The organism is Actinoplanes sp. NPDC051537, from assembly GCF_055586105.1.
This window is the reverse complement of the sequence record NZ_JBVJIU010000004.1, coordinates 129,717-149,262: the sequence shown is the minus strand read 5'-3', so window position 1 is coordinate 149,262 and position 19,546 is coordinate 129,717. Positions and strand designations below refer to the sequence as shown.

Here is a 19,546-nt window from a genome sequence, read left to right as displayed (position 1 = left end):
ACATCCGGAGCACGCGGGCGTTAGTGGCGCCCGTCACATTTGGTCACATGGAGGGTGGCGGGCACGTCGGGGGGACATGACCAATCACCTCATCGAACCCGGCGCGGCGGAGTACGAGACCGCCCGCAACACACTGCTCGCGACCGGCACCCCGGCCTACGTCGTCCGCCCCGAGACCGCCGGCGACGTGCAACAAGCGGTAAGGGAGGCGCGCGGGCGGCCGCTGGCGGTGCGCGGCGGCGGCCACGCGTTTCCCGGCTTCGGCACCAACGACGGCGGCGTCGTCATCGACCTGCAGAACCTCGGCGACGTGGAGATCATCGACAAGGACCTTCATCTGGTACGGGTCGGCGGCGGCGCCACCTGGGGCAAGGTGGCCGCGGCGCTCACCCCGTACGAGCTCGGGATCTCCTCGGGTGACACGGCGAGCGTCGGCGTCGGGGGGTTGACGTTGTCCGGCGGCATCGGGTGGAAGGTGCGCAAGTACGGCCTGGCCCTGGACAACCTGGTCGGCGCCGAGGTCGTCACGGCCGGCGGCGAGATCGTGCGGGCCGACGCCGACGAGAACCCGGAGCTGTTCTGGGCGCTGCGCGGCGGCGGCGGCAACTTCGGGATCGTCACCGCGTTCGAGTTCGTCGCGCACCCCACGACCGAGGTGCTGCACGGCAAGATCGTGTTCGCGGCCGAGGAGTCAGGCCACGTGCTGCAAGGCTGGGCCGCCTACCTGCGCGCGGCCCCGGAGGAGCTGACCTCGATCGTCGCGCTCGCCAATCCGTTCGCCGGCGGGCCGAAGGCGCCCGTCGAGGTCCACGTGGTCGTGGACGGCACCGACGACGCCGTCCTCGAGCCGATCCGCCGGCTCGGCGCCGTCATCGCCGACGACGTCGCCGCCAAGCCCTACGCGGCCACGCTCGAGCCGGGCGGGACGCCGCCGCCCGGCATCCGGCTGGTCACCCGCAACGCCTTCGTGGGCCCGGAAAGCGCGCCCGAGGTGCTGCGGATCCTGGCCGAGTCGGCGGCGAGCGGCCAGTCCCCGTTCCTGTCCATCCGCAGCCTCGGCGGCGCGGTCGCCCGGGTGCCGGCCGGCGCCACCGCGTACGCGCACCGCGACGCCGAGCTGATGGTGGTCGGCACCGCCATCGGCCCCGGGCCGGTCATCGAGGCGACCGCCCCGGCCCGGGCGGCGTTCTGGGACCGGCTCGCCCCGCACACCATCGGCCGGTACGCGAACTTCCTGTCCACGGCCACCGACGACGACGTCGCCGCGATCTACCCGGAAGCGACCCGGCAGCGGCTCGCGACGGTGAAACACCGGTACGACCCGGGCAACATCCTCGCGGGCAATCACAACGTTCGCCCGTGAGTCCCAGGTGGCGCGCCCGTGGTTATCCCGGGCGCGATCCACCTGGCCCGCGGGCGAGGGTGGAACACAGGACGGCACACCCCAGTGAGGAGCCAGCATGTGTTTCGCTCATTCGGGCACCGCTAGCGATGCCCTGCACGTCCAGGCCCAGATCGGCCCGGAGGCCGCGCTCGCGTTCACCGGCCTGACCGCCGACGGCGGCGGCATGCGGCCGGTGGAGATCCCCGGCGGAGTTCCGGAGCGGGTGGCGCTGGACGGCTACTCCCGCGTCAGCCACAACCGCTGGAACCGCGACCTGCCGGCGGCGGTCAGCGTGCGCCCGGGCGAGGAGATCCAGTTGCTCTGCCGGGACGCCCTGGACATCGGCGACCAGGCCCGCACGATGACCCCGGACGGCACGATGACCATCGACCTGGGGCACATCCATCCGCTGACCGGCCCGGTGCACGTGGAGGGGGCCGAGCCGGGCGACCTGCTCGAGGTGGAGATCCTCGACGTCAGTCCGCTGGTCGACTTCGGCTACGTCACGATCAGCCCGGCCCTCGGCATCTTCGGCACGCTGCGGCCGGACGCCCTCGCCGGGTTCGCGCCGTACACCGAGGCGTCCCAGCTGAGCGACCCCGCCCCGGGCCGGGTGACGGGGGCGATTCCGGAGGACCAGCCGTACAACCTGGGCGCGCCCTACGTGCAGCTGTTCACCTTCGAGCGCGGCCAGAACAGCGGCTACGCCGGCTTCACCGGCGTCGACACCGGCACCCGGGCCCGCATCCCGATCGCGCCGTTCATGGGGATTCTCGGCAACGCCCCGATGCGCAAGGGCATGTACCGCACGTTCCCGCCCAACGTCAGCGGCGGCAACGGCGGCAACACCGACGTGCGGCAGCTGATCACCGGCACCCGGCTGCTGCTGCCGGTCTACGCCGAGGGCGCCAAGTTCTCGGCCGGCGACGGGCACATGGCCCAGGGCGACGGCGAGATCACCGGGACCGCGATCGAGACGCTGATGTCCTGCACGCTGCGCTTCAACGTGATCAAGAACCGGGTGATCGCGGGCCCGCGGGCGATCGTCCCGGCGGCCGACCCGACGCAGGTCGCGATGGACGAGCAGATGCGCCGCCAGGGCTACTACATCACCACCGGCGCCGGGCCGGATCTGATGGAGAACGCCAAGACGGCGATCCGCGACATGATCGACTGGCTGGTCACCGATGAGGGGGTGAGCCTGCATGAGGCGTACGCGCTCTGCAGTGTCGTGGGTGATCTCAAGATCAGTGAGACCGTCGACATTCCGAACTGGCTGGTCTCGATGACCTTCCCGCGCGGCATCTTCGAGAGGACCCCGCAATGAGCCGGACATCACCGCTGGGCGCCGTCGTGCGCGGGCTGATCGCCGGCACGGTCGGCACGATCGCGATGGACTCGCTTCTCTACTGGCGTTACCGGCGCGGCGGCGGCAAGGACCGGTTCCTCGACTGGGAGTTCTCGGCGGGCGTGCGGACGTGGGCGGACGCCCCCGCTCCCGCCCAGGTCGGCCGCCGGGTCGTCGAGGGCGTGTTCCAGCGCGAGCTGCCCGACTCCCAGGCTCGCCTGATCAACAACATCACCCATTGGGCGTACGGGATAGTGAATGGCGCCGCCTATGGCCTGGTGGCCGGGTCGGCGCGCAAGCCGCGCGTCGGCTACGGCCTGCCGTTCGGCGCGGGCGTCTGGGGCACCGGTTACGCCGTGCTGCCGGCCGCGGGCCTCTACCAACCGATTTACCAGTACGACCGGGTGACGCTGGCCAAAGATCTGTCGGCACACCTGCTCTACGGCACCACGACCGCGGCCGCGTTCGCTCTTCTTGTTCCCCGGGAGGCGGAATAAATGACCCTCACCAACGAGCGGCGGACCGGCCTGCGCACGGTCGCCGACGTCATGGTGGCCACGTTGAGGGCGTCCGGCGTGCGCCGCGTCTACGGCCTGCCCGGCGACTCGCTCAACGGCCTCACCGACGCGCTCCGGCGCGACGGCGGCATCGCCTGGCAGCACGTGCGGCACGAGGAGGCGGCGGCGTTCGCGGCGGCCGGCGAGGCGGCGACCACCGGCGAGCTCGCGGTGTGCGCGGCCAGTTGCGGGCCGGGCAACCTGCACCTGATCAACGGCCTGTTCGACGCCCAGCGCAGCAATGTGCCGGTGCTCGCGATCGCGGCGCACATCCCGCGCGCCGAGATCGGCTCGACCTACTTCCAGGAGACCCACCCGCAGGAGCTGTTCCGCGAGTGCAGCGTCTACTCGGAGCTGGTCAGCGACGGCGAGCAGCTGCCGCGGGTGCTGCACATCGCGATGCGGGCGGCGATCGAGAAGCGCGGCGTGGCCGTGGTCGTGATCCCGGGCGAGGTGTTCCGGGCCAAGCCCGAGGAGCCGGTGCGGGTCACCCCGATCCGGGCCGCCACCAAGCGGGTCATCCCCGGCGACGACGACCTGGCCGCGGCCGCCGACGTGCTCAACCGGGCCGAGCGGGTGACGATCCTGGCCGGCGCCGGGTGCGAGGGGGCGCACGCCGAGTTGCTGGAGATCGCCGAGCGGCTCCAGGCGCCGGTCGTGCACGCGTTGCGGGGCAAGGAGTTCGTCGAGCACGACAACCCGTACGACGTCGGGATGACCGGCCTGCTCGGCTTCCCGTCCGGCTACCGGGCGATGGAGCACTGCGACGCCCTGCTGATGCTCGGCACCGACTTCCCGTACCGGCCGTTCTATCCCGAGCAGGCCAAGATCGTGCAGGTCGACATCCGTGGCGAGAACATCGGCCGCCGGGTGCCGATCGACGTTCCGCTGGTCGGCGGCGTGCGGGAGACGATCACGGCGCTGCTGCCGCAGCTGACCGGCCACGGCGGCGAGCACCTGCAGCGGATGACCGGCCACTACCGCCGTACCCGGGCTCGCTTCGACTCGCTGGCCAAGGCCGGCAAGCGCGGCGGCCCGCTGCACCCGCAGTCGGTGGTCGCCGCGGTCGACCGGATCGCCGCCGACGACACGGTCTTCCTGCCCGACGTCGGCACCCCCACGCTGTGGGCCGCCCGCTACCTGACGATGAACGGCCGCCGCCGCCTGATCGGCTCGTTCAACCACGGCACGATGGCGAACGCGCTGCCGCAGGCGATCGGCGTGCAGTCGGCGCACCCCGGCCGCCAGGTGGTCGCCCTCTCCGGCGACGGCGGCCTGGCGATGCTGATGGGCGAGCTGCTCACGCTGCGCCAGCTGCGCCTGCCGGTCAAGGTGGTGGTGCTCAACAACAACGCGCTGTCCTTCGTCGAGCTGGAGATGAAGGCCGACGGTTTCGTCAACTACGGCACCGAGCTCGACAACCCGAACTTCGCCGACCTGGCCAAGGCGGCGGGGCTTTTCGGCGTACGGGTGAATCGCCCTTCGGAGTTGGACGACGCCTTGCGTGAGGCGTTCGCCCACGATGGCCCCGCCGTGATCGACGTGGCCACCGTGCGGCACGAGCTGGCCATCCCGCCGGGCGTGTCCTTGAAGCAGGCGAAGGGCTTCACGCTGTGGGCAACCCGCTCCATCCTGAGCGGCGCGGGCGACGATCTGATCGAGGTGGCGGGCGCGAACCTGCGCCAGCTGTCCCTGGAGTAGAAGGCGCGGTGGCGGGGCCCGCGTCCCGAGGCGGACCTGACCTGCGTGTCCCGGCCGTCTTTCCGAACGCCGCACGGCCGCGGCCGATCACGACGTCGCGGCGCACTGCTCGGTGCCGGCGGGCGGCTGCGCGAGCCGGGTGCCGCCGGCCCGACCAGCATGCGTCAGCTCTCGCCCGCCGGCTCGGATTCGTGGGGCTCCTCGCCGTGGGCAATCCGGGTCAGTTGCGGCCACAGCAGCACCAGGAACACCGCCGAGCCGGCGAAAGCGAACCAGAACGGCGCCGTCACCCCGTACCGGCTGGCCAGGGTGCCGCCGATGGCCGAGCCGACGACCAGGCCGCCGAAGACGCTCAAGGTGTAGACGCTGGTCACGCGGCCCTGCAAGTGGTGCGGCACGGCCCGCTGGCGGACGGTGGTCGACGTGGTGCCCCAGATGAACGCGTGCGCGCCGAAGACGAAGAAGATCGGGAGGGCGACGAACGGCGAGGTCGTCAGCGCCAGCGCGAGGTGGGTGAACGTCTCGATGATGAGGCCGATCCGCATCACGTTGCCGAGGCTGACGCGGGCGGTGATCCAGCCGTAGAGGCCCGTGCCGAGCAGGCCGCCGATCGCCGAGACCGTGGTGATCAGGCCGAAGCCGATGGCGCCGAGGCCGAGGCGCTCGGTGGCGTAGAGCACCAGCACGGACCAGGCGGCCCCGAAGGTCACATTGAAGATCAAGATCGTCAAGGCGAGCGTACGTACGGCCGCATGCCGCACGGTCCAGAGAAAGCCCTCGCGGATCTCCCGCCAGGCCCCGGCCGTGGGCGGCACGTGTGACCGGGCCGGGAGCCGCACCTTCGCCACGAGCAGCACCCCGGCGGCGACCAGCACCGCCTGGGCGACGAACGGCCAGGCCCGCCCGGCGGTGAACAGCGCGGCCCCGATCGGCGGCCCGGCCAGCTGGTTGAGCGTGAGGAAGCCGAACTGGAGACGGGCATTGGCCAGGGCCAGGTCGTCGCGCGGGACGAGCATCGGGGTCAGCGTCGCCGACGTGTTGTCGGCGAACACCTCGGCGGTGGCGAGCAGGCCCAGCGCCAGCAGCGCGCCGGCCGCCGTCAGGTGACCGGTGGCCAGGGTCACCACCAGCACGGTCAGCACGATCGTGCGGCTGCCGTCGGCGACGATCACGATGCGGCGCCGGTCGTGGCGGTCGGACAGCACCCCCGCGTACAGGCCGAAGAGAAGTGGTGGCGCCCAGCTGAGCAGCGCCGCCAGGGAGATCAGGAAGGCGTCGCGGGTGAGCGACGCGACCAGCAGGGGTCCGGCCGCGGCCGCCACGCCGTCGCCGAGATTGGTGATCCACGAGGAGGAGAGAAGCCAGCGGAACGGGCCGCCGAGCCGGGCGGGGACCACGCGTTCGGCGACCTTCTGCACCGCGAGACTGTACGTTGCAGCGTTTACCGGCGGCGACCCGTTTTAGATTGCCCTGCTCCAGCCCAGCGCCGGGGCCACCTCCTTGGCGATCAGCTCGAGGGCGTTCACCGCGGCGTCGAAGTCGGGGACGCCGGGGTTGAACTGGGTGATCAGGTCGGTCGCGACCGGCAGCACCCGCTCGCGCCGCAGCTGCTCGACGATCTCGTCGGGGTGCCCGTAGAACGCGTGGAACCGGAACAGGTAGTCCTCGACGCTCAGCCCAGCCGGGAACGTGCCGCGGGCGACGAAGCCGGCGGTCGCGTGGTTGAGGCCGTCCTCGATCTGGGCCAGCGCCGTCTTCCTGTCCTTGGCCGGGAAGACGAACCGGGACAGCCCGATCCGGGGCGCGTGCGGCCGGTCCCAGGCGGCCAGGAACTCGTCGGCCCAGACCCGCTGCACCACGTCGGTCGGTTCGTCGTAGCCGTACGTGGCCCGGTTGAGCAGCAGGTTCGCGCCCGCCTGGGCCGCGAACCGGGCGCCCGGCGCGCTGAAGACGCCCTGCCAGATGCGGTCGGTGAAGTCGGTGGCGACCGGCGGCTGGATGGTGAAGCCGGGCGCGCCGACCTCCTCGCCGGCCAGCGCCCGCCGCAGCACGCCGAGGCCCTCGGTGGTCAGCTCGCGCTTGCGTCCGGCGTCGACGCCGAACGCCGCGTACTCCTCCGGCCCGGACCCGCTGCCGACGCCGATCTCGACCCGGCCGCCGCTGAGCGTGTCGACCACCGCGACGTCCTCGGCCAGCCGCATCGGGTGCTCGAGCGGCAGGATCGTGATCGCGGTCGAGAGCCGGATCCGCCGGGTGCGCGCGGCGGCGTAGGCGAGGAACGGCCACGGCGACGAGAGGCCACCGCCCTGGAGCGGGGCGTGGTGCTGGGCGACCCAGCCGACGTCGAAGCCGAGCTCGTCGGCCACGACGAACAATTCCTGGGCGTTCCGGTACGCGTCGGAGCCCTGCACGTGGGTCAGAAAGCCGAGCCTCATGACACCAGCGCTCCGCGGCGGGCGGCGGTGTGCACGTTCTCCGGGATCGGCAGGCCGAGGTTGCCGCGCAGCGTCGTCGACTCGTACTCGCCCCGGGCGATTCCCCGCTCCCGCAGGATCGGCAGCACCTGGTCGGTGAACCGGGCGAACTCGCTGGGCGCGGTGACGGTGAGGTTGATGCCGTCGAAGGCGCCGGCCTCGAACCACTCCTGGATCGCGTTCGCGACGGTCACCGGCGAGCCGACGAAGGCCGAGCGCTGCGCGTCGATCGAGTGCTGGACGACCTGCCGCAGCGTGTAGCCCTTGTCCCGGGCCAGCTTCTTGATGCCCTCGGCCTGGGTCTTGAAGCTGCGGTCGCCGGCGTCGCCCAGGTCGGGGAAGGGCGCGTCCAGGTCGTACCGGGTGAAGTCGTGCCAGCCGAAGGGGCGGCCCAGTTCCTTGAGGGCCCGGTCGAAGGACTTGCCGCCGACCAGGGCGCGCTCCTTCGCGCGGGCCTCCTCGTCGGTGTCCGCGATGATCGGGCTGATGCCGGGCACGATCAGCACGTTCTCCGGGTCGCGGCCCTTCGCGGCGGCCCGGGCGCGCAGATCGTCGCGGAACGCCTTGCCCTGCTCGATGGTGGCGGCGTGCGTGAAGATCGCGTCGGCGACGGCCGCGCCCAGGTCACGGCCCTCGTCCGAGTCGCCGGCCTGGAAGATCACCGGCTGGCCCTGGGGCGAGCGCTGGATGTTCAGCGGCCCGGCCACGTTGAAGTGCACGCCCGCGTGGTTGAGCGGGTGCTGTCTCGTCTTGTCGAAGAAGACGCCGCGCTCCTTGTCGCGGGGGAAGGCGTCATCCTCGTACGAGTCCCACAGTCCTTGAACCAGCCGGACCGACTCGAGAGCCCGTCCGTAGCGGGCCGCGTAGTCGTAGTGCTCCTTGCGCCCGTAGTTCCCCGCCGTCCCGCCGTCGCCGGTCGCGACCACGTTCCATCCGGCCCGTCCCCCGCTGATCACGTCCAGCGAGGCGAGCCGCCGGGCCAGGTTGAACGGGTCGTTGTACGAGGTCGTGAGCGTGCCGACGAGCCCGATGCCGGTCGTGTGCACGGCGACCGCGGACAGCAGCGTCAGCGGCTCGAGCCGGTTCAGGTAGTGGTGCGGCGAGTCCGGCGTGATGAACTGGCTGTCGACGATGAAGACGTGGTCGAACTTGGCGGCCTCGGCCTGCTGAGCCCGGGCGATGTACCAGCGGATGTCCACGCTCGCGTCGCCGGGGATCTCGGGGTCGAGCCAGGTGTGGTGCTGACCTGGCCCGCCGACGCCCATCAGGACGGCGCCGAGGATGAGGTTCTTACGGGTGCCCATGGTGACGAGTCTCGGCGGCGGCCGGTGCCGATGTCCAACGAGAGATCGTGATAACAGGCCATTACGCAGGCTCATTAATTCCTAGTAACCTGGTAGGCATGAGTCGGATTCTGGCCATCGCGCCGCTGCGCAGCTTCGTCGCCGTCGCGGACTGCGGCGGCTTCCAGCGAGCGGCCACCTCCCTGCACCTCACCCAGGGCGCGGTTTCCCAGCACGTACGGCGACTGGAGTCCACGCTCGGCCGGGCGCTCGTGGAACGCGACGGCCGGGGTTCGCGCTTCACCCCCGACGGCGAGGTGCTGCTGGCCCGGGCCCGCCGCATCCTCGCCGCCCACGACGAGACGTTGCAGGCGTTCGACGTCGAGCCGTCGCTCTCGCTGGTGGTCGGCTCGACCGAGCACGCCGCGGCCCAGCTCCTGCCCGGCCTCTCGGCGGCGATGGCGGCGACGTTTCCCCGGCACCGGCTGCGGTTCCGCATCGACCGGGGCGCCCAGCTGCGGTCCGGCCTGACCGAGGGCCGCATCGACCTGGCCCTGCTGCTCGGCCCGCCCGCCGACCCGGCCGCCCGCGCGGTCGGCGAGTTGCCGCTGACCTGGTACTCCGCCCCCGGCTGGGTGTTGCCGGCCGGCGGCGCGCCGATCCCGCTGGTGGCGTTCGACGCGCCGTGCGCCTTGCGCAGCCGGGCGATGGACACGTTCGCCGAGCACCGGTTGCCGGCCGAGGTCGGGTGCGAGGCCGCCAACCTGGCCGGTGTCGAGGCCGCGGTCCGGGCCGGCTTGGGCGTGGGCCTGATGGCGACGTTCGGTCAGCCGCTACCGGGCCTGATCGCCCGCGACGACCTGCCTCTCCCCCAGCCCCTGGGCTTGTCGATGCAGCCCCGCCGCGGCCTGCCGGCAGCGGTCGTCACCGGCGCGACCGAGGCTTTGCTCGGCCTGCTCTGACCGACCCGGTCGTCCCCCGCACCACAAGGCGCGGCGCCACCACTTGCTCGCGCTGTCCCACGTCGGTGCCTTCCACCCGGGCGATCGCCCGAGCGACGGCCAACCTGCTCATGGCTCCGGTGTCCTGGGCGACGGTGGTCAGGTTGACATGCGCGAGCCGGGCCAGATGGCTGTCGTCGTAGCCGACCACGCTGATGTCGCGGGGCACGTCCCGCCCTTCGCGGGCAAACACGTCGAGCACACCGGTGGCACACCGATCGTTGAAGACGGTGACCGCCGTCGGCGGGTCGTCGAGCAGCTTCCGCGCCGCTGCGGCGCCCTCCTCCTCGGTCAGACCGCCGGTGACTTCCTGGGTTCGGTCGAGTCCGTGCCGGCGCATGGCGTCCCGGTAACCACGGCGACGGTCGGCGGCTCCGGGCGCCCGGCCGCCGTCGATGTGGGCGATCCTGGTGTGGCCCAGCTCGACCAGGTGGTCGACCGCCTGCTGAAGTCCCTCGGCGTCGGCGTTGCGGACCACGTCGACCGCCGGGCTGCGCACGCCGCGGGCCACGGCGATCACCGGGAGGCGCTCGGCGAGGCGGGCCAGGCTCGCGGCCGGTGACTGGGGGCCGAGCAGGATCAGCGCCTCGCAGCGGTCCTGCAGCAGGCCGGTGATCGCCTCCGGCTCGCCCCGGTGCGGGGTGACCGCGCTCAGGGCCAGCTCGTATCCCGTCTCGCGGGCCGCGGTGTAGAGGTCGGTCACCAGGTCGGCGTGGAACGCGTGCTCGATGCCGAAGACGACCCCGAGCAGGCGACTGCGCCCGCTGCGCAACAGCCGCGCCCGGCTGTCCGGGTGATAGCCGAGCTCGGCGGCCGCGTCGAGCACCCGCCGGCGGGTCTCCGGGCTCGCCCCCGGCTCGTCGCGCATGACCAGCGACACCAGCGACTTCGAGACGCCGGCCCGCGCGGCCACATCGGACAGTGTCGGCCTTCGATCCCCCTGCACGGGAAACAGCCTAATCGCAAATGCTGGAACGTTCCAGTCCGGCCCTTGACGCGGTCGTCCGCGCTGCCGCAGCCTCGATGGCATGGAACGTTCCAGTACGGGAATCGCCCTGATCGGCTCGGGCCGCATGGGCTCCTTCCACGGCGAGACCGTGAGCCGCCGCCTGCCCGACGCCCATCTGGCGGCGGTGGCCGACCCCGCCCCCGGCGCCGCCGCGTCGCTGGCCGAGTCGCTGGGCGCCGACCGCGCCTACACCGACACCGCCGACGTCTGGGCCGACCCCGCCGTCGACGCGGTGATCATCGCCGCCCCCGCCCGCTTCCACACCGACCTGGTCATCGCGGCGGCCCGCGCCGGTAAGGCCATCTTCTGCGAGAAGCCGATGGCCCTGACCCTCCCCGACGCCGACCGAGCCATCGACGCCGCCCGCACCGCCGGCGTCACGTTGCAGGTCGGCTTCAACCGCCGCTTCGCCCCCGACTGGGTCGCCGCCCGAGCCCTCATCGCCACCGACGAACCCGGCGCGCGCCTCGCCGCCGGCCGCACGAGCGTGCCCCTGACCGCCGACCGCACGGGAGCGGCCCCCGCCGCCGACCCCAGCGTCGCGCCCCTCACGGCCGGCCGCACCGGCGCGCTTTCGGGCGTCGGCGGGATCGGGACGCCACGGCTGCTTCGTTCGCTGACGCGGGATCCCGGCGGTTTCGACCCCTCCGCCGTGCGACCCGACACGGTGTTTCTGGAGACGCTGATCCATGACTTCGACACGCTGCGGTTCCTCAATCCGGGGGCCACTGCGGTCGAGGTCTATGCCGTGGCCGACGCGCTGGTCGAGCCCGACTGGCGGGAGCGCGGGTTGCTCGACACGGCCGTCGTCACGATCCGGTTCGACAACGGGGCGATCGGGATTGCCGAGGCGTGCTTCGAGGCGGCCTACGGCTACGACGTGCGCGGCGAGGTCCTCGGCTCACGCGGGCTGGTCACGATGGGCGACGGGCGCCGCACCGGCATGACCTTCTCCGGCGCCGGCGGTCGGATCGTCGAGACCGTGCGCGGGGACCAGGAGCTGTTCGCGGACGCCTACACCGCCGAGCTGGCCGCCTTCGTCGAGGCCGTCCGCACCGGCGAGCGCACGGCCGCAACCGCGGGCGAGCGCCCGGCCGCAACCGCGGGCGAGCGCCCGGCCGCAACCGCGGGCGAGCGCCCGGCCGCAACCGCGGGCGAGCGCCCGGCCGCAACCGACGCCGCCGAGGAGCGCCGGGCGGCAACCGACGCCGCGGGCGAACGCGCGGCCGCAACCGGCGCCGCCGGCGAACGCACGGCCCCGACCGGTGAGGACGCGCGCGCCGCGCTCGAGATCGCGCTCGCGGCCGCCGCGTCGGTGCGCGGCGGGCGGCCGGTGGCGGTGGGCAAGTGAGGCTCGCGGTCTGCGCCGAGATGGTGTTTCTCGATCTGCCGTTCGCCGAGCGGGTGCGGCGCATCGCGGACCTCGGCTTCGAGGTGGAGATCTGGGACTGGGCGACCAAGGACCTCGACGAGCTGGCCGCGACCGGCGCCACGTTCTCCTCCATGACCGGCTATCTCACGGGCACGCTCGCCGATCCCGGCGGCGCCGCGGAGTTGTTGCGCACCGCGGAACTCTCGCTGAAGGCCGCCGAGCGCCTCGGCTGTCCACGGCTCAACGTCCATGGCACCGGCCTCGATGAGAACGGGCTTCCGCGCGTACGGGCATGGGAAACGACGCCGGAGATGTGGCTGACCGCCGGCCGGACCCTCGCTCAGCTCGCTCTTCTCGGCGAGCGTGCGGGGCGCGTCTTCACGCTGGAAAACCTCAACACCGCGGTCGACCACCCGGGCGTGCCGTTCGCGCGCGCGGCCGACACCATCACGCTGGTCGAGGCCGTGGCCAGCCCGCATCTGCGCCTGAACCTGGACCTCTATCACGCCCAGATCGGCGAGGGGAACCTGATCCGGCTGGTCGAGCGCGCCCTTCCGCTGATCGGCGAGATCCAGGTCGCGGACGTGCCGGGCCGCCAGGAGCCGGGAACGGGCGAGATCAACTACCCGGCGATCGCGGCGGCGCTGCGGCGGATCGGCTACGAGGGCGTGGTCGGGCTGGAAGCGTGGGCGTCCACCGCATCGGAGGTCGCGCTCGCCCGCTTCCGCGACGCCTTCACCGAACAGCGCTCGCCCGGCGGTGGGTCAGCGTAGCGGCGACCGCGAGCATCGCCGCCGGGAGACCCAGGTGCCACGCGGCCATGAGGAGAAGGCCCCGGGCGTCGTTCACCTGCGTGATCTGGCCGGCCGAGACGATCACGCCGGCGAGCAGGGCCAGGCCGGTGGCCAGCAGGATGCGCTCGTCGATCAGCGTCCACAGGAGCACGGCGGCGACCAGGGCGAGCCACGCCGTCTCGGGCAGGGTGTAGTCGGCGGCCCAGGCCAGGGCGAGCAGGATCGGCAGCGGGTTGCGCACCGGCAGCGACCGGCCCGGAATCACCAGCAGGGCGGTGGCCAGGGCGAACCCCGCCACCGCGGGAGTGCTGATCTGGTCGGCCGCGCTCAGCGCGAGGGCCGCCCCGGCCATGACCAAGGCCCAGAGGCGTGCGCCGGAGGCGACGGCCACGATGGCGAGACCGGCGCAGACCCAGGTGGCGATCGTCAGGTTCGTGCTGAGCTGCTGGCTGTACCGCAGATCGAGCACCGGCACGGTGGCCGCCGCCACGAGCAGCATCAGCGCCGCGGCCCGGGTGGCGTAGAGCCAGCGCAGCCGGGCCGGGTGGCCGCTGCCGGTGCGGGCGCGCACGGACCCGAGCAGCAGGGACGGCGCCTCGCGGTACCACGGCCGGCCGCCCTCCTCGAGGACGCCCAGCATCTCGTCGCGGGGCTGGTCGGACGGGTACAGGCGGAGCATCAACGCGTACGGGCTCATGCCGGCCTCGCCCGCAGCACGACCTTGGCCGATTCCGCCATGCGCACCGCCTCCGCCCGCAGGGCGTCCCGGCCGGCCGGGGTCAGCGCGTAATGCCGCCGCGCCCGGCCGTTCACCACCTCGTCGCGGACCACCTCGACCAGGTCCTGCCGGGCGAGCCGCTCGAGCGCCTGATAGAGCGTGCCGGTGGCGAGCGCGACGCGATCGTGGGACAGCTCGGCCACCCGCGTGATGATCGCGTAGCCGTGGCGAGGCTCGTCCTGCAACGCCGCCAGGATGAAGTAGGTCGGCTCCCTCATGCCGCCACTATATGTCCATCAGTTACGTATGCAAAAGCCGGAGCCGGAGGGCAGGATGGGCGGATGATCGGCACATTGCGGGCGGTGGTGCTCGACGCACCGGACATCAAGGGGCTGGCCTCGTTCTACGCCGCGCTCGGCGGGTGGCGGGAGCGGTACGCCGAGGACGACTTCATCGCGATGGACGCCGGGGGCGGGTGGCGCGTCGCCATGCAGCTCAGCCCGGATCACCAGCCGCCGCGGTGGCCCGATCCGGCGTACCCGCAGCAGGCGCATCTCGATCTTCGGGTCCCCGAGCTGAGCGCCGGATCGGCCCGGGCGATCGAGCTCGGCGCCACGATGCTGCGCGAGAACGAGAACTGGCACACGCTCGCCGACCCGGCCGGGCACCCGTTCGACCTCTGCCGGTACCCGGAAAAGCAGGAGACCACGGTGATGGGCGTGATGCTCGACTGCCCGGACGCGGCGGCCCTGGCCAGGTTCTATGCCGAGCTGCTCGGCAAGCCGGTCACGTACGAGGGCGAGGGTGTCGCGATGATCGGTGAGGACGGGGCCCAGCCGGTGATGTTCCAGCAGATCGCCGACTACCGCGCGCCGCGCTGGCCCGATCCCGCGCACCCGCAGCAGTTCCACCTCGACGTCACGGTCGAGGACGTGGACGCGGCCGAGGCGGGGGTGCTGAAACTCGGGGCGACGTCGCTCTTCGCGAGCGGCGACAATTGGCGGGTGTACGCGGACCCGGCCGGCAAGCCGTTCTGCCTGTGCTGGGAGTGACGATGTCCAAGTCCATCGCCGTCATCGGTGCGGGACCGGGCCTCGGCCAGGCCGTCGCCCACCGCTACGGGCGCGAGGGTTACGCCGTCGCGGTCGTGGCCCGCCGCCGGGAGCCGCTCGACCAGCTCGTTGGGGAGCTGACCGGCGCCGGGGTGCAGGCGCACGCGATCGTCGCCGACGTCGCCGACCTCGGGGCCATCCCCGCGCTGGCCGAACGACTCCGCGCCACGATCGGCGACCCCGGGGTGCTGTATTACGGCGCCGCCGCCAACGGGTTCGTCCCGGTGCTGGACCTGACCCCCGAGCTGGTGCGCGACCTCATGACGCTCGGCGTGGACGCGTCGCTGGCGCTGATCCGGGCGTTTCTGCCCGCCATGATCGCCCGCGGGGAGGGCGCGATCCTGAGCGCCCAGGGCGCCAGCGCGCTGCACGGCAACCCGGCCATCGCCGGCGGCGTCACCCTGGCCGCCCAGCGGAACCTCTTCCAGGCGTTGCACGCGGCCGTGGGCGACCAGGGCGTCTACGTCGGCGGCCTCTACATCGGCGCCGCCATCGAGAACACGCCGTTCCACGCCCGGATGGAGGCGGCCCGGGCGGCCGGCGCCCCCGTGCCCGGCATTCCCAGCGTGCCGCCGGCCGACCTGGCCGAGCTGCTCTGGTCCATGCACCACACCACCCGCCCGGCCGAAGCCGTCTACCCGCCTCGCGAGGCCGCCTGAGCGGGGCCGCCCGAGCGCGGCCACCTGAGCGCGGCCACCTGAGCGCGGCCACCTGAGCGCGGCCATCTGAGCGGACCGCGGCCAGGCGGGACCCCGTCAGGCGGGCTCGGTGCGGATCATCCGGACCAGCGCCCGGATCCCGGTCAGCAACTCCTGGTGGTCGCCGATGCCGTCCAGCGTCGCCTCGATGCGCCGGGCCATCTGGTCGATGCGGTCGCGCGTCCGCTCGTGGCGGGCCCGGCACTCGGCGCGGTCGGCCGCCTGGGCGTTCTCGAGCCGCGTGAGATCGACGTCGACCCGGTCGCGCAGATGCGTCAGGTCGCCGGCGAATGCCTTGCCGCGCAACGATTCCGCGGCCTTCAGGGCGTCGAGGCCGGTCACCAGGGTGACGACCGTGCCCTTCAGGGTGGCCACGTCGTCGGGCGGGAAACCGGCCTCCCGCCCGAGCACGAACAGCCGCGCCCGCAGGTGCATCAGGAACGCGGCCGCCGGCCGGACCGCCGTGGTCAGCAGGAAGAACCCGGCGACGTAATAGCCGATCAGGCTCCCGGCGGCGACGGCGAAGACCGCGGTCACCGCCGCCGTCACGAGATGGCCGCCGACCGCGATCCACAGCGTCCGGCGGGCGATCTGCCGCGCCTCGCGATCGCGGTCGGGCGGGATGGCGATGCCGCGCTCGCGCCCGATCGCGTTACGGCGCAACACCTGCCGGGCCTCGAAATGCAAGTTCCAGGGCAGCGTGACGAGCACGACCGTCCACATCAGAGCGGCGATGCCACCGCCCACGGCAAAAAGAGTTTCCGCCGGTACGCCGGCCAGCCGCCCCAACCAGGCGATCAGCAGCGCCACCGCGCCGCCGCCGACCACCACCGCCCACCACCGCAGCATGCTCATGGGCGTCACTCTCGTCCGGCCCGCGCTTCCCGGCCCAGGGTATCCGTACTCAGATCCGGTCAGTCGCCGTAGATCTTGACCCAGTCGACGTCCATGACGACCTTGTCCGGGGTCTGCGCGTTCCGGCACGGGATGAAGTCGTCGCATCCCTGGTCGAGCTGGAGCGCCAGGTGCATGACCGACTCGGTGGGCAGCCCCGTCTCGATCTGCCCCGGCGTCACGTTGTAGATCTTCTTCCCGTCCAGGTAATAGGTCACCCGCGTGGGCAGCCAGTCCACGGCGATGGTGTGGAACCGGGTGAAGTCCGCCTTGGTGTCGGTGCCGACCATGTGGTTGTCCGCGCCGTGGTGCAGAAAGCTCCCGAACGAGGACCGCCCCGGGTTCGTGATCTCGGCCAGGTCGATCTCCCCGGCGGCCGGCCAGTCGGCGTTCTCCTTGGGCCACATGAGCACAACGGCCGAATACCCGGCGCCGGCCTGAACCCGGAACCGAACCTCCCACCGCCCGTACTTGAGGTCCTTCACATACATGACCCCGCCACCGACGTCCTTGCCGACCCGCGAGTTCACCCCGCCGGTGAGGTGCAGCATGCCGCCACTCACCGAGACCGCGTCCCCACTGCGAGGCGGCGTCCCGTCGACGGTGTCGTAGCGCCCCCAGTCCCCGGAGAGCGGCCCGTCGAAGTTCTCCACCAGGATCGGGTCACCCCACCCGGCCGGATTGGCCGCCTTGGCGGTGCCCGTCGGCGCCGGGGTTGCGGAGAGCGCTTTGCCCAGCTGCCGGAGGGGCGCGGCCGCACTGCCCACTCCGCCGGCGCCGCCGTCCCCCGCCGCGCCGCCGTCGCTCGCCGCGCCACCCGTTCCGGTCGCGCCACCTGCTCCGGTCGCGCCACCTGCTCCGGTCGCGCTACCCGCTCCGGTCGCGCCACCCGCCCCCGGCGAAGCGGACACATTCGGCGACGCCGCCGGCGCCGAGGTTCCGCAGGCAGCAGCCGCACCGATCAGGAGAGTTCCGACGCCGACCACGACCGCCCTACGAAGATCAACCACACTCAGCAGTATTCCCGCAGGTCAGCGGGGTGCGCGACCGGCGGAACGGCTCAGGAAAAAGGCCCTGCGGTCCACCCGGACCGCAGGGCCTTCATCAGTTCACACGCTCGGCAATCACGCAGAGGCGGCCGCCGAGGTGTCGGGGGTTGCCGTGTCGGGGAAAGCCGGGACGGCCGGGATGCCCGGCATCGGGGAGGTGCCGGGGGCCTCGCCGCGAGCCACCGCGCCCGGGGCCGTGTTGCGGTCGATGCCGGCGGCCGCGTAGGCGTCGTCCTCGTCCAGCGTCTCGGTCTCGAGCAGGCGGTGGGCCAGCGAGTTGAGCTGGCCCCGGTGGTCGCGCAGCAGCCGCAGGGCGTCGGCGTAGCACTCGTCGACGATCTTGCGGACCTCGGCGTCGATCAGCTCCTTGGTCGCCGGCGCCACGCCGTCGAGGCCGAGCGGCGACTCCTGCCCGGGCGGCGGCAGCACCGTGACCGGGCCGATCGCGTCGGACATGCCCCACCGGCCGACCATCTGCCGGGCGATGTTGCTGACCTGGTCGAGATCGCTCTCGGCGCCGGTGGTCATGTCGCCGTACACGACCTCCTCGGCGGCGCGGCCACCCAGCGCGCCGATGATGCGGCCGCGCAGGTACTTGGCCGAGTAGCCGTAGCGGTCGGTGGCCGGGCTCTGGAACGTGACGCCGAGCGCCTGCCCGCGCGGGATGATCGAGATCTTGCGGACCGGGTCGGCGCCCGGGGTGAGCATCCCGAGCAGGGCGTGACCGGACTCGTGGAACGCCGTGCGCTCCTTCTCCTCCGTGGTCAGCATGATGCCCCGGACCGTGCCCAGCATGATCTTCTCGAGCGAGTCGGTGAAGTCGGCCATCTGCACCTGGTCGTGCCCGCGCCGGGCGGCCAGCAGCGCCGCCTCGTTGACCAGGTTTTTCAGGTCGGCGCCGACCATGCCCGGGGTGGCCGAGGCCAGCGCGTCGAGGTCGACGCCGGCCGCGACCGGCACGCCGCGGGAGTGCACGGCCAGGATCGCCCGGCGGCCCTTGAGGTCGGGCGGGCTCACCGTGACCCGGCGGTCGAAGCGGCCGGGCCGCAGCAGCGCCGCGTCGAGGATCTCGGCGCGGTTGGTCGCGGCCAGCACGACCACGCCCTCGCTGCCGGTGAAGCCGTCCATCTCGGTGAGGATCTGGTTGAGCGTCTGCTCGCGCTCGTCGTTGCCGCCCAGCGACTGCGAGCCGCCGCGGGACCGGCCGATCGCGTCGAGCTCGTCGATGAAGATGATCGACGGCGCGACCTTTTTGGCCTGGTCGAACAGGTCGCGGACCCGGCTCGCGCCGACGCCGACGATCGCCTCGATGAACTCGGACGCCGAGATCGAGAAGAACGGCACCTGCGCCTCGCCGGCCACCGCGCGGGCCAGCAGCGTCTTGCCGGTGCCGGGCGGGCCGGACAGCAGCACGCCGTGCGGGATCTGGGCGCCGAGCTTGCGGTATTTCTCGGGCTCGCGCAGGAAGTCGACGATCTCGGTGACCTCCTGCTCGACCTCCTCGATGCCGGCCACGTCGGCGAACGTCGTGCGTGGCCCGGCCTCGGGCTGGTAGAGCTTGGCCCGGGAACGGCCGAATCCGCCCAGCGCGCCGCCGGCGCCGCCGAGCCCGGCCGCGGCCCGCCGGCTGATCCAGAAGAACAGGCCGACGAGCAGGATCGTCGGGCCGAAGCCGACCAGGATCTGCTGCCAGATCGGGGCGGGCGCGTCCGGCGGGTTCGCGTTCACCGGGACGCCGGCCGCCTGGAGCTTGGCGAACAGGTCGTCGTCGGCGAACGACGGCCGCTGCGTGGTGAACCGCTCGACCTGCTCGGACTTCGTCTCACCGGACGCCGTGTAAGGCACTTCCCTGGTGAACTGGCCCTCGATCTTGTCGGCGGTCGAGGTGATCTCCTTGACGTTGGTCGCCGACACCTGCGTCAGGAAGAACGTGTACGACACGTTCGTCCGCGCGGGCGGCGCCAGCAGCACCGAGGAAATGATCCAGTTGATCGCCAGGAGAAGGATCAGCATCCAGCCGAAGCGCAGCCATGCCGGGCGCTGCTTCGGCGGTTCGTTGCCCGGGCCGTGCCCGGGCGGCGCTCCCTCGACCCGCCATGGATGCGGGCGCTGCGGTGGAGCGGGTGGCTTGGGTGCATCGGCGGGCATGAGC

Annotated in this window: 18 protein-coding genes; 9 read left to right on the top strand and 9 right to left on the bottom strand. The window is 72.5% G+C overall.

The genetic code is table 11. The features are described from left to right. Positions 1 to 76 precede the first annotated feature (76 nt). The 4 genes from ACZ6TB_RS10385 to poxB all read left to right on the top strand — a co-directional run bounded on the left by ACZ6TB_RS10385 (position 77) and on the right by poxB (position 4,990). A complete protein-coding gene (locus ACZ6TB_RS10385; protein WP_465552817.1) occupies positions 77 to 1,363 on the top strand; it encodes an FAD-binding oxidoreductase in 1,287 nt (428 codons plus the stop codon). Positions 1,364 to 1,460: 97 nt separating this feature from the next. Continuing rightward, positions 1,461 to 2,711, top strand: a complete 1,251-nt coding sequence (locus ACZ6TB_RS10380) for an acetamidase/formamidase family protein (protein ID WP_465552815.1) — start codon at positions 1,461 to 1,463, stop codon at positions 2,709 to 2,711. Then, positions 2,708 to 3,229, top strand: a complete 522-nt coding sequence (locus ACZ6TB_RS10375) for a hypothetical protein (RefSeq protein ID WP_465552813.1) — start codon at positions 2,708 to 2,710, stop codon at positions 3,227 to 3,229. The genes ACZ6TB_RS10380 and ACZ6TB_RS10375 overlap by 4 nt, the downstream gene beginning before the upstream one ends. Beyond that, positions 3,230 to 4,990, top strand: coding sequence for a ubiquinone-dependent pyruvate dehydrogenase (gene poxB, locus ACZ6TB_RS10370; RefSeq protein ID WP_465552811.1), 1,761 nt, complete (start codon positions 3,230 to 3,232; stop codon positions 4,988 to 4,990). A 164-nt stretch (positions 4,991 to 5,154) separates the two neighbouring features. Here the strand turns inward: poxB and ACZ6TB_RS10365 are convergent, their stop codons facing one another. From ACZ6TB_RS10365 to ACZ6TB_RS10355, 3 genes are read right to left on the bottom strand one after another with little or no spacing between them, the layout of a single operon-like run. Continuing rightward, the gene (locus tag ACZ6TB_RS10365; protein ID WP_465552809.1) at positions 5,155 to 6,408 is read right to left on the bottom strand and encodes an MFS transporter; all 1,254 of its coding nucleotides are present in this window, start codon (positions 6,406 to 6,408) and stop codon (positions 5,155 to 5,157) included. A gap of 42 nt (positions 6,409 to 6,450) precedes the next feature. Further along, a complete protein-coding gene (locus tag ACZ6TB_RS10360) occupies positions 6,451 to 7,425 on the bottom strand; it encodes an LLM class flavin-dependent oxidoreductase (protein WP_465552807.1) in 975 nt (324 codons plus the stop codon). Beyond that, a complete protein-coding gene (locus ACZ6TB_RS10355) occupies positions 7,422 to 8,768 on the bottom strand; it encodes an NtaA/DmoA family FMN-dependent monooxygenase (RefSeq protein WP_465552805.1) in 1,347 nt (448 codons plus the stop codon). Before ACZ6TB_RS10355 ends, ACZ6TB_RS10360 begins: the two co-directional genes overlap by 4 nt. 98 nt (positions 8,769 to 8,866) lie before the next feature. On the opposite strand from ACZ6TB_RS10355, the gene ACZ6TB_RS10350 reads away from it, so the two are divergent. Further along, on the top strand, positions 8,867 to 9,709 hold the full coding sequence (locus ACZ6TB_RS10350) for a LysR substrate-binding domain-containing protein (protein WP_465552803.1): 843 nt from the start codon (positions 8,867 to 8,869) through the stop codon (positions 9,707 to 9,709). Here the strand turns inward: ACZ6TB_RS10350 and ACZ6TB_RS10345 are convergent. Further along, complete coding sequence (locus tag ACZ6TB_RS10345; RefSeq protein ID WP_465552801.1) at positions 9,672 to 10,661, bottom strand: LacI family DNA-binding transcriptional regulator; 990 nt, start codon at positions 10,659 to 10,661, stop codon at positions 9,672 to 9,674. The two genes, ACZ6TB_RS10350 and ACZ6TB_RS10345, sit on opposite strands and share 38 nt — an antisense overlap. Positions 10,662 to 10,776: 115 nt before the next feature. On the opposite strand from ACZ6TB_RS10345, the gene ACZ6TB_RS10340 reads away from it, so the two are divergent. Then, positions 10,777 to 12,108 (top strand): Gfo/Idh/MocA family oxidoreductase, encoded by a 1,332-nt coding sequence (locus tag ACZ6TB_RS10340; protein ID WP_465552799.1) that lies wholly within the window; start codon positions 10,777 to 10,779, stop codon positions 12,106 to 12,108. Next, positions 12,105 to 12,902: a TIM barrel protein gene (locus ACZ6TB_RS10335; protein ID WP_465552797.1), complete on the top strand. Its 798-nt coding sequence runs from the start codon at positions 12,105 to 12,107 to the stop codon at positions 12,900 to 12,902. The genes ACZ6TB_RS10340 and ACZ6TB_RS10335 overlap by 4 nt, the downstream gene beginning before the upstream one ends. Here the strand turns inward: ACZ6TB_RS10335 and ACZ6TB_RS10330 are convergent. Next, entirely contained in the window at positions 12,865 to 13,620 is a 756-nt protein-coding gene (locus ACZ6TB_RS10330) for a hypothetical protein (RefSeq protein WP_465552795.1), read from the bottom strand. The two genes, ACZ6TB_RS10335 and ACZ6TB_RS10330, sit on opposite strands and share 38 nt — an antisense overlap. Then, positions 13,617 to 13,919 (bottom strand): PadR family transcriptional regulator, encoded by a 303-nt coding sequence (locus ACZ6TB_RS10325; protein ID WP_465552793.1) that lies wholly within the window; start codon positions 13,917 to 13,919, stop codon positions 13,617 to 13,619. The genes ACZ6TB_RS10330 and ACZ6TB_RS10325 overlap by 4 nt, the downstream gene beginning before the upstream one ends. A gap of 63 nt (positions 13,920 to 13,982) precedes the next feature. Between ACZ6TB_RS10325 and ACZ6TB_RS10320 the strand changes: the two genes are divergently transcribed. Both ACZ6TB_RS10320 and ACZ6TB_RS10315 read left to right on the top strand, forming a co-directional pair. After that, positions 13,983 to 14,693, top strand: a complete 711-nt coding sequence (locus ACZ6TB_RS10320) for a VOC family protein (protein WP_465552791.1) — start codon at positions 13,983 to 13,985, stop codon at positions 14,691 to 14,693. A 2-nt stretch (positions 14,694 to 14,695) separates the two neighbouring features. Beyond that, the gene (locus ACZ6TB_RS10315) at positions 14,696 to 15,412 is read left to right on the top strand and encodes an SDR family NAD(P)-dependent oxidoreductase (protein ID WP_465552789.1); all 717 of its coding nucleotides are present in this window, start codon (positions 14,696 to 14,698) and stop codon (positions 15,410 to 15,412) included. A 96-nt stretch (positions 15,413 to 15,508) separates the two neighbouring features. Here ACZ6TB_RS10315 and ACZ6TB_RS10310 read toward each other — a convergent pair whose 3' ends face one another. From ACZ6TB_RS10310 to ftsH, 3 genes are all read right to left on the bottom strand, one after another. Beyond that, positions 15,509 to 16,306, bottom strand: a complete 798-nt coding sequence (locus ACZ6TB_RS10310) for a hypothetical protein (RefSeq protein ID WP_465552787.1) — start codon at positions 16,304 to 16,306, stop codon at positions 15,509 to 15,511. A 59-nt stretch (positions 16,307 to 16,365) separates the two neighbouring features. Beyond that, entirely contained in the window at positions 16,366 to 17,355 is a 990-nt protein-coding gene (locus ACZ6TB_RS10305; RefSeq protein ID WP_465552785.1) for a glycoside hydrolase family 16 protein, read from the bottom strand. Between the two features lie 114 nt (positions 17,356 to 17,469). Beyond that, positions 17,470 to 19,542: an ATP-dependent zinc metalloprotease FtsH gene (gene ftsH / locus ACZ6TB_RS10300; RefSeq protein WP_465552783.1), complete on the bottom strand. Its 2,073-nt coding sequence runs from the start codon at positions 19,540 to 19,542 to the stop codon at positions 17,470 to 17,472. Positions 19,543 to 19,546: the final 4 nt, after the last annotated feature.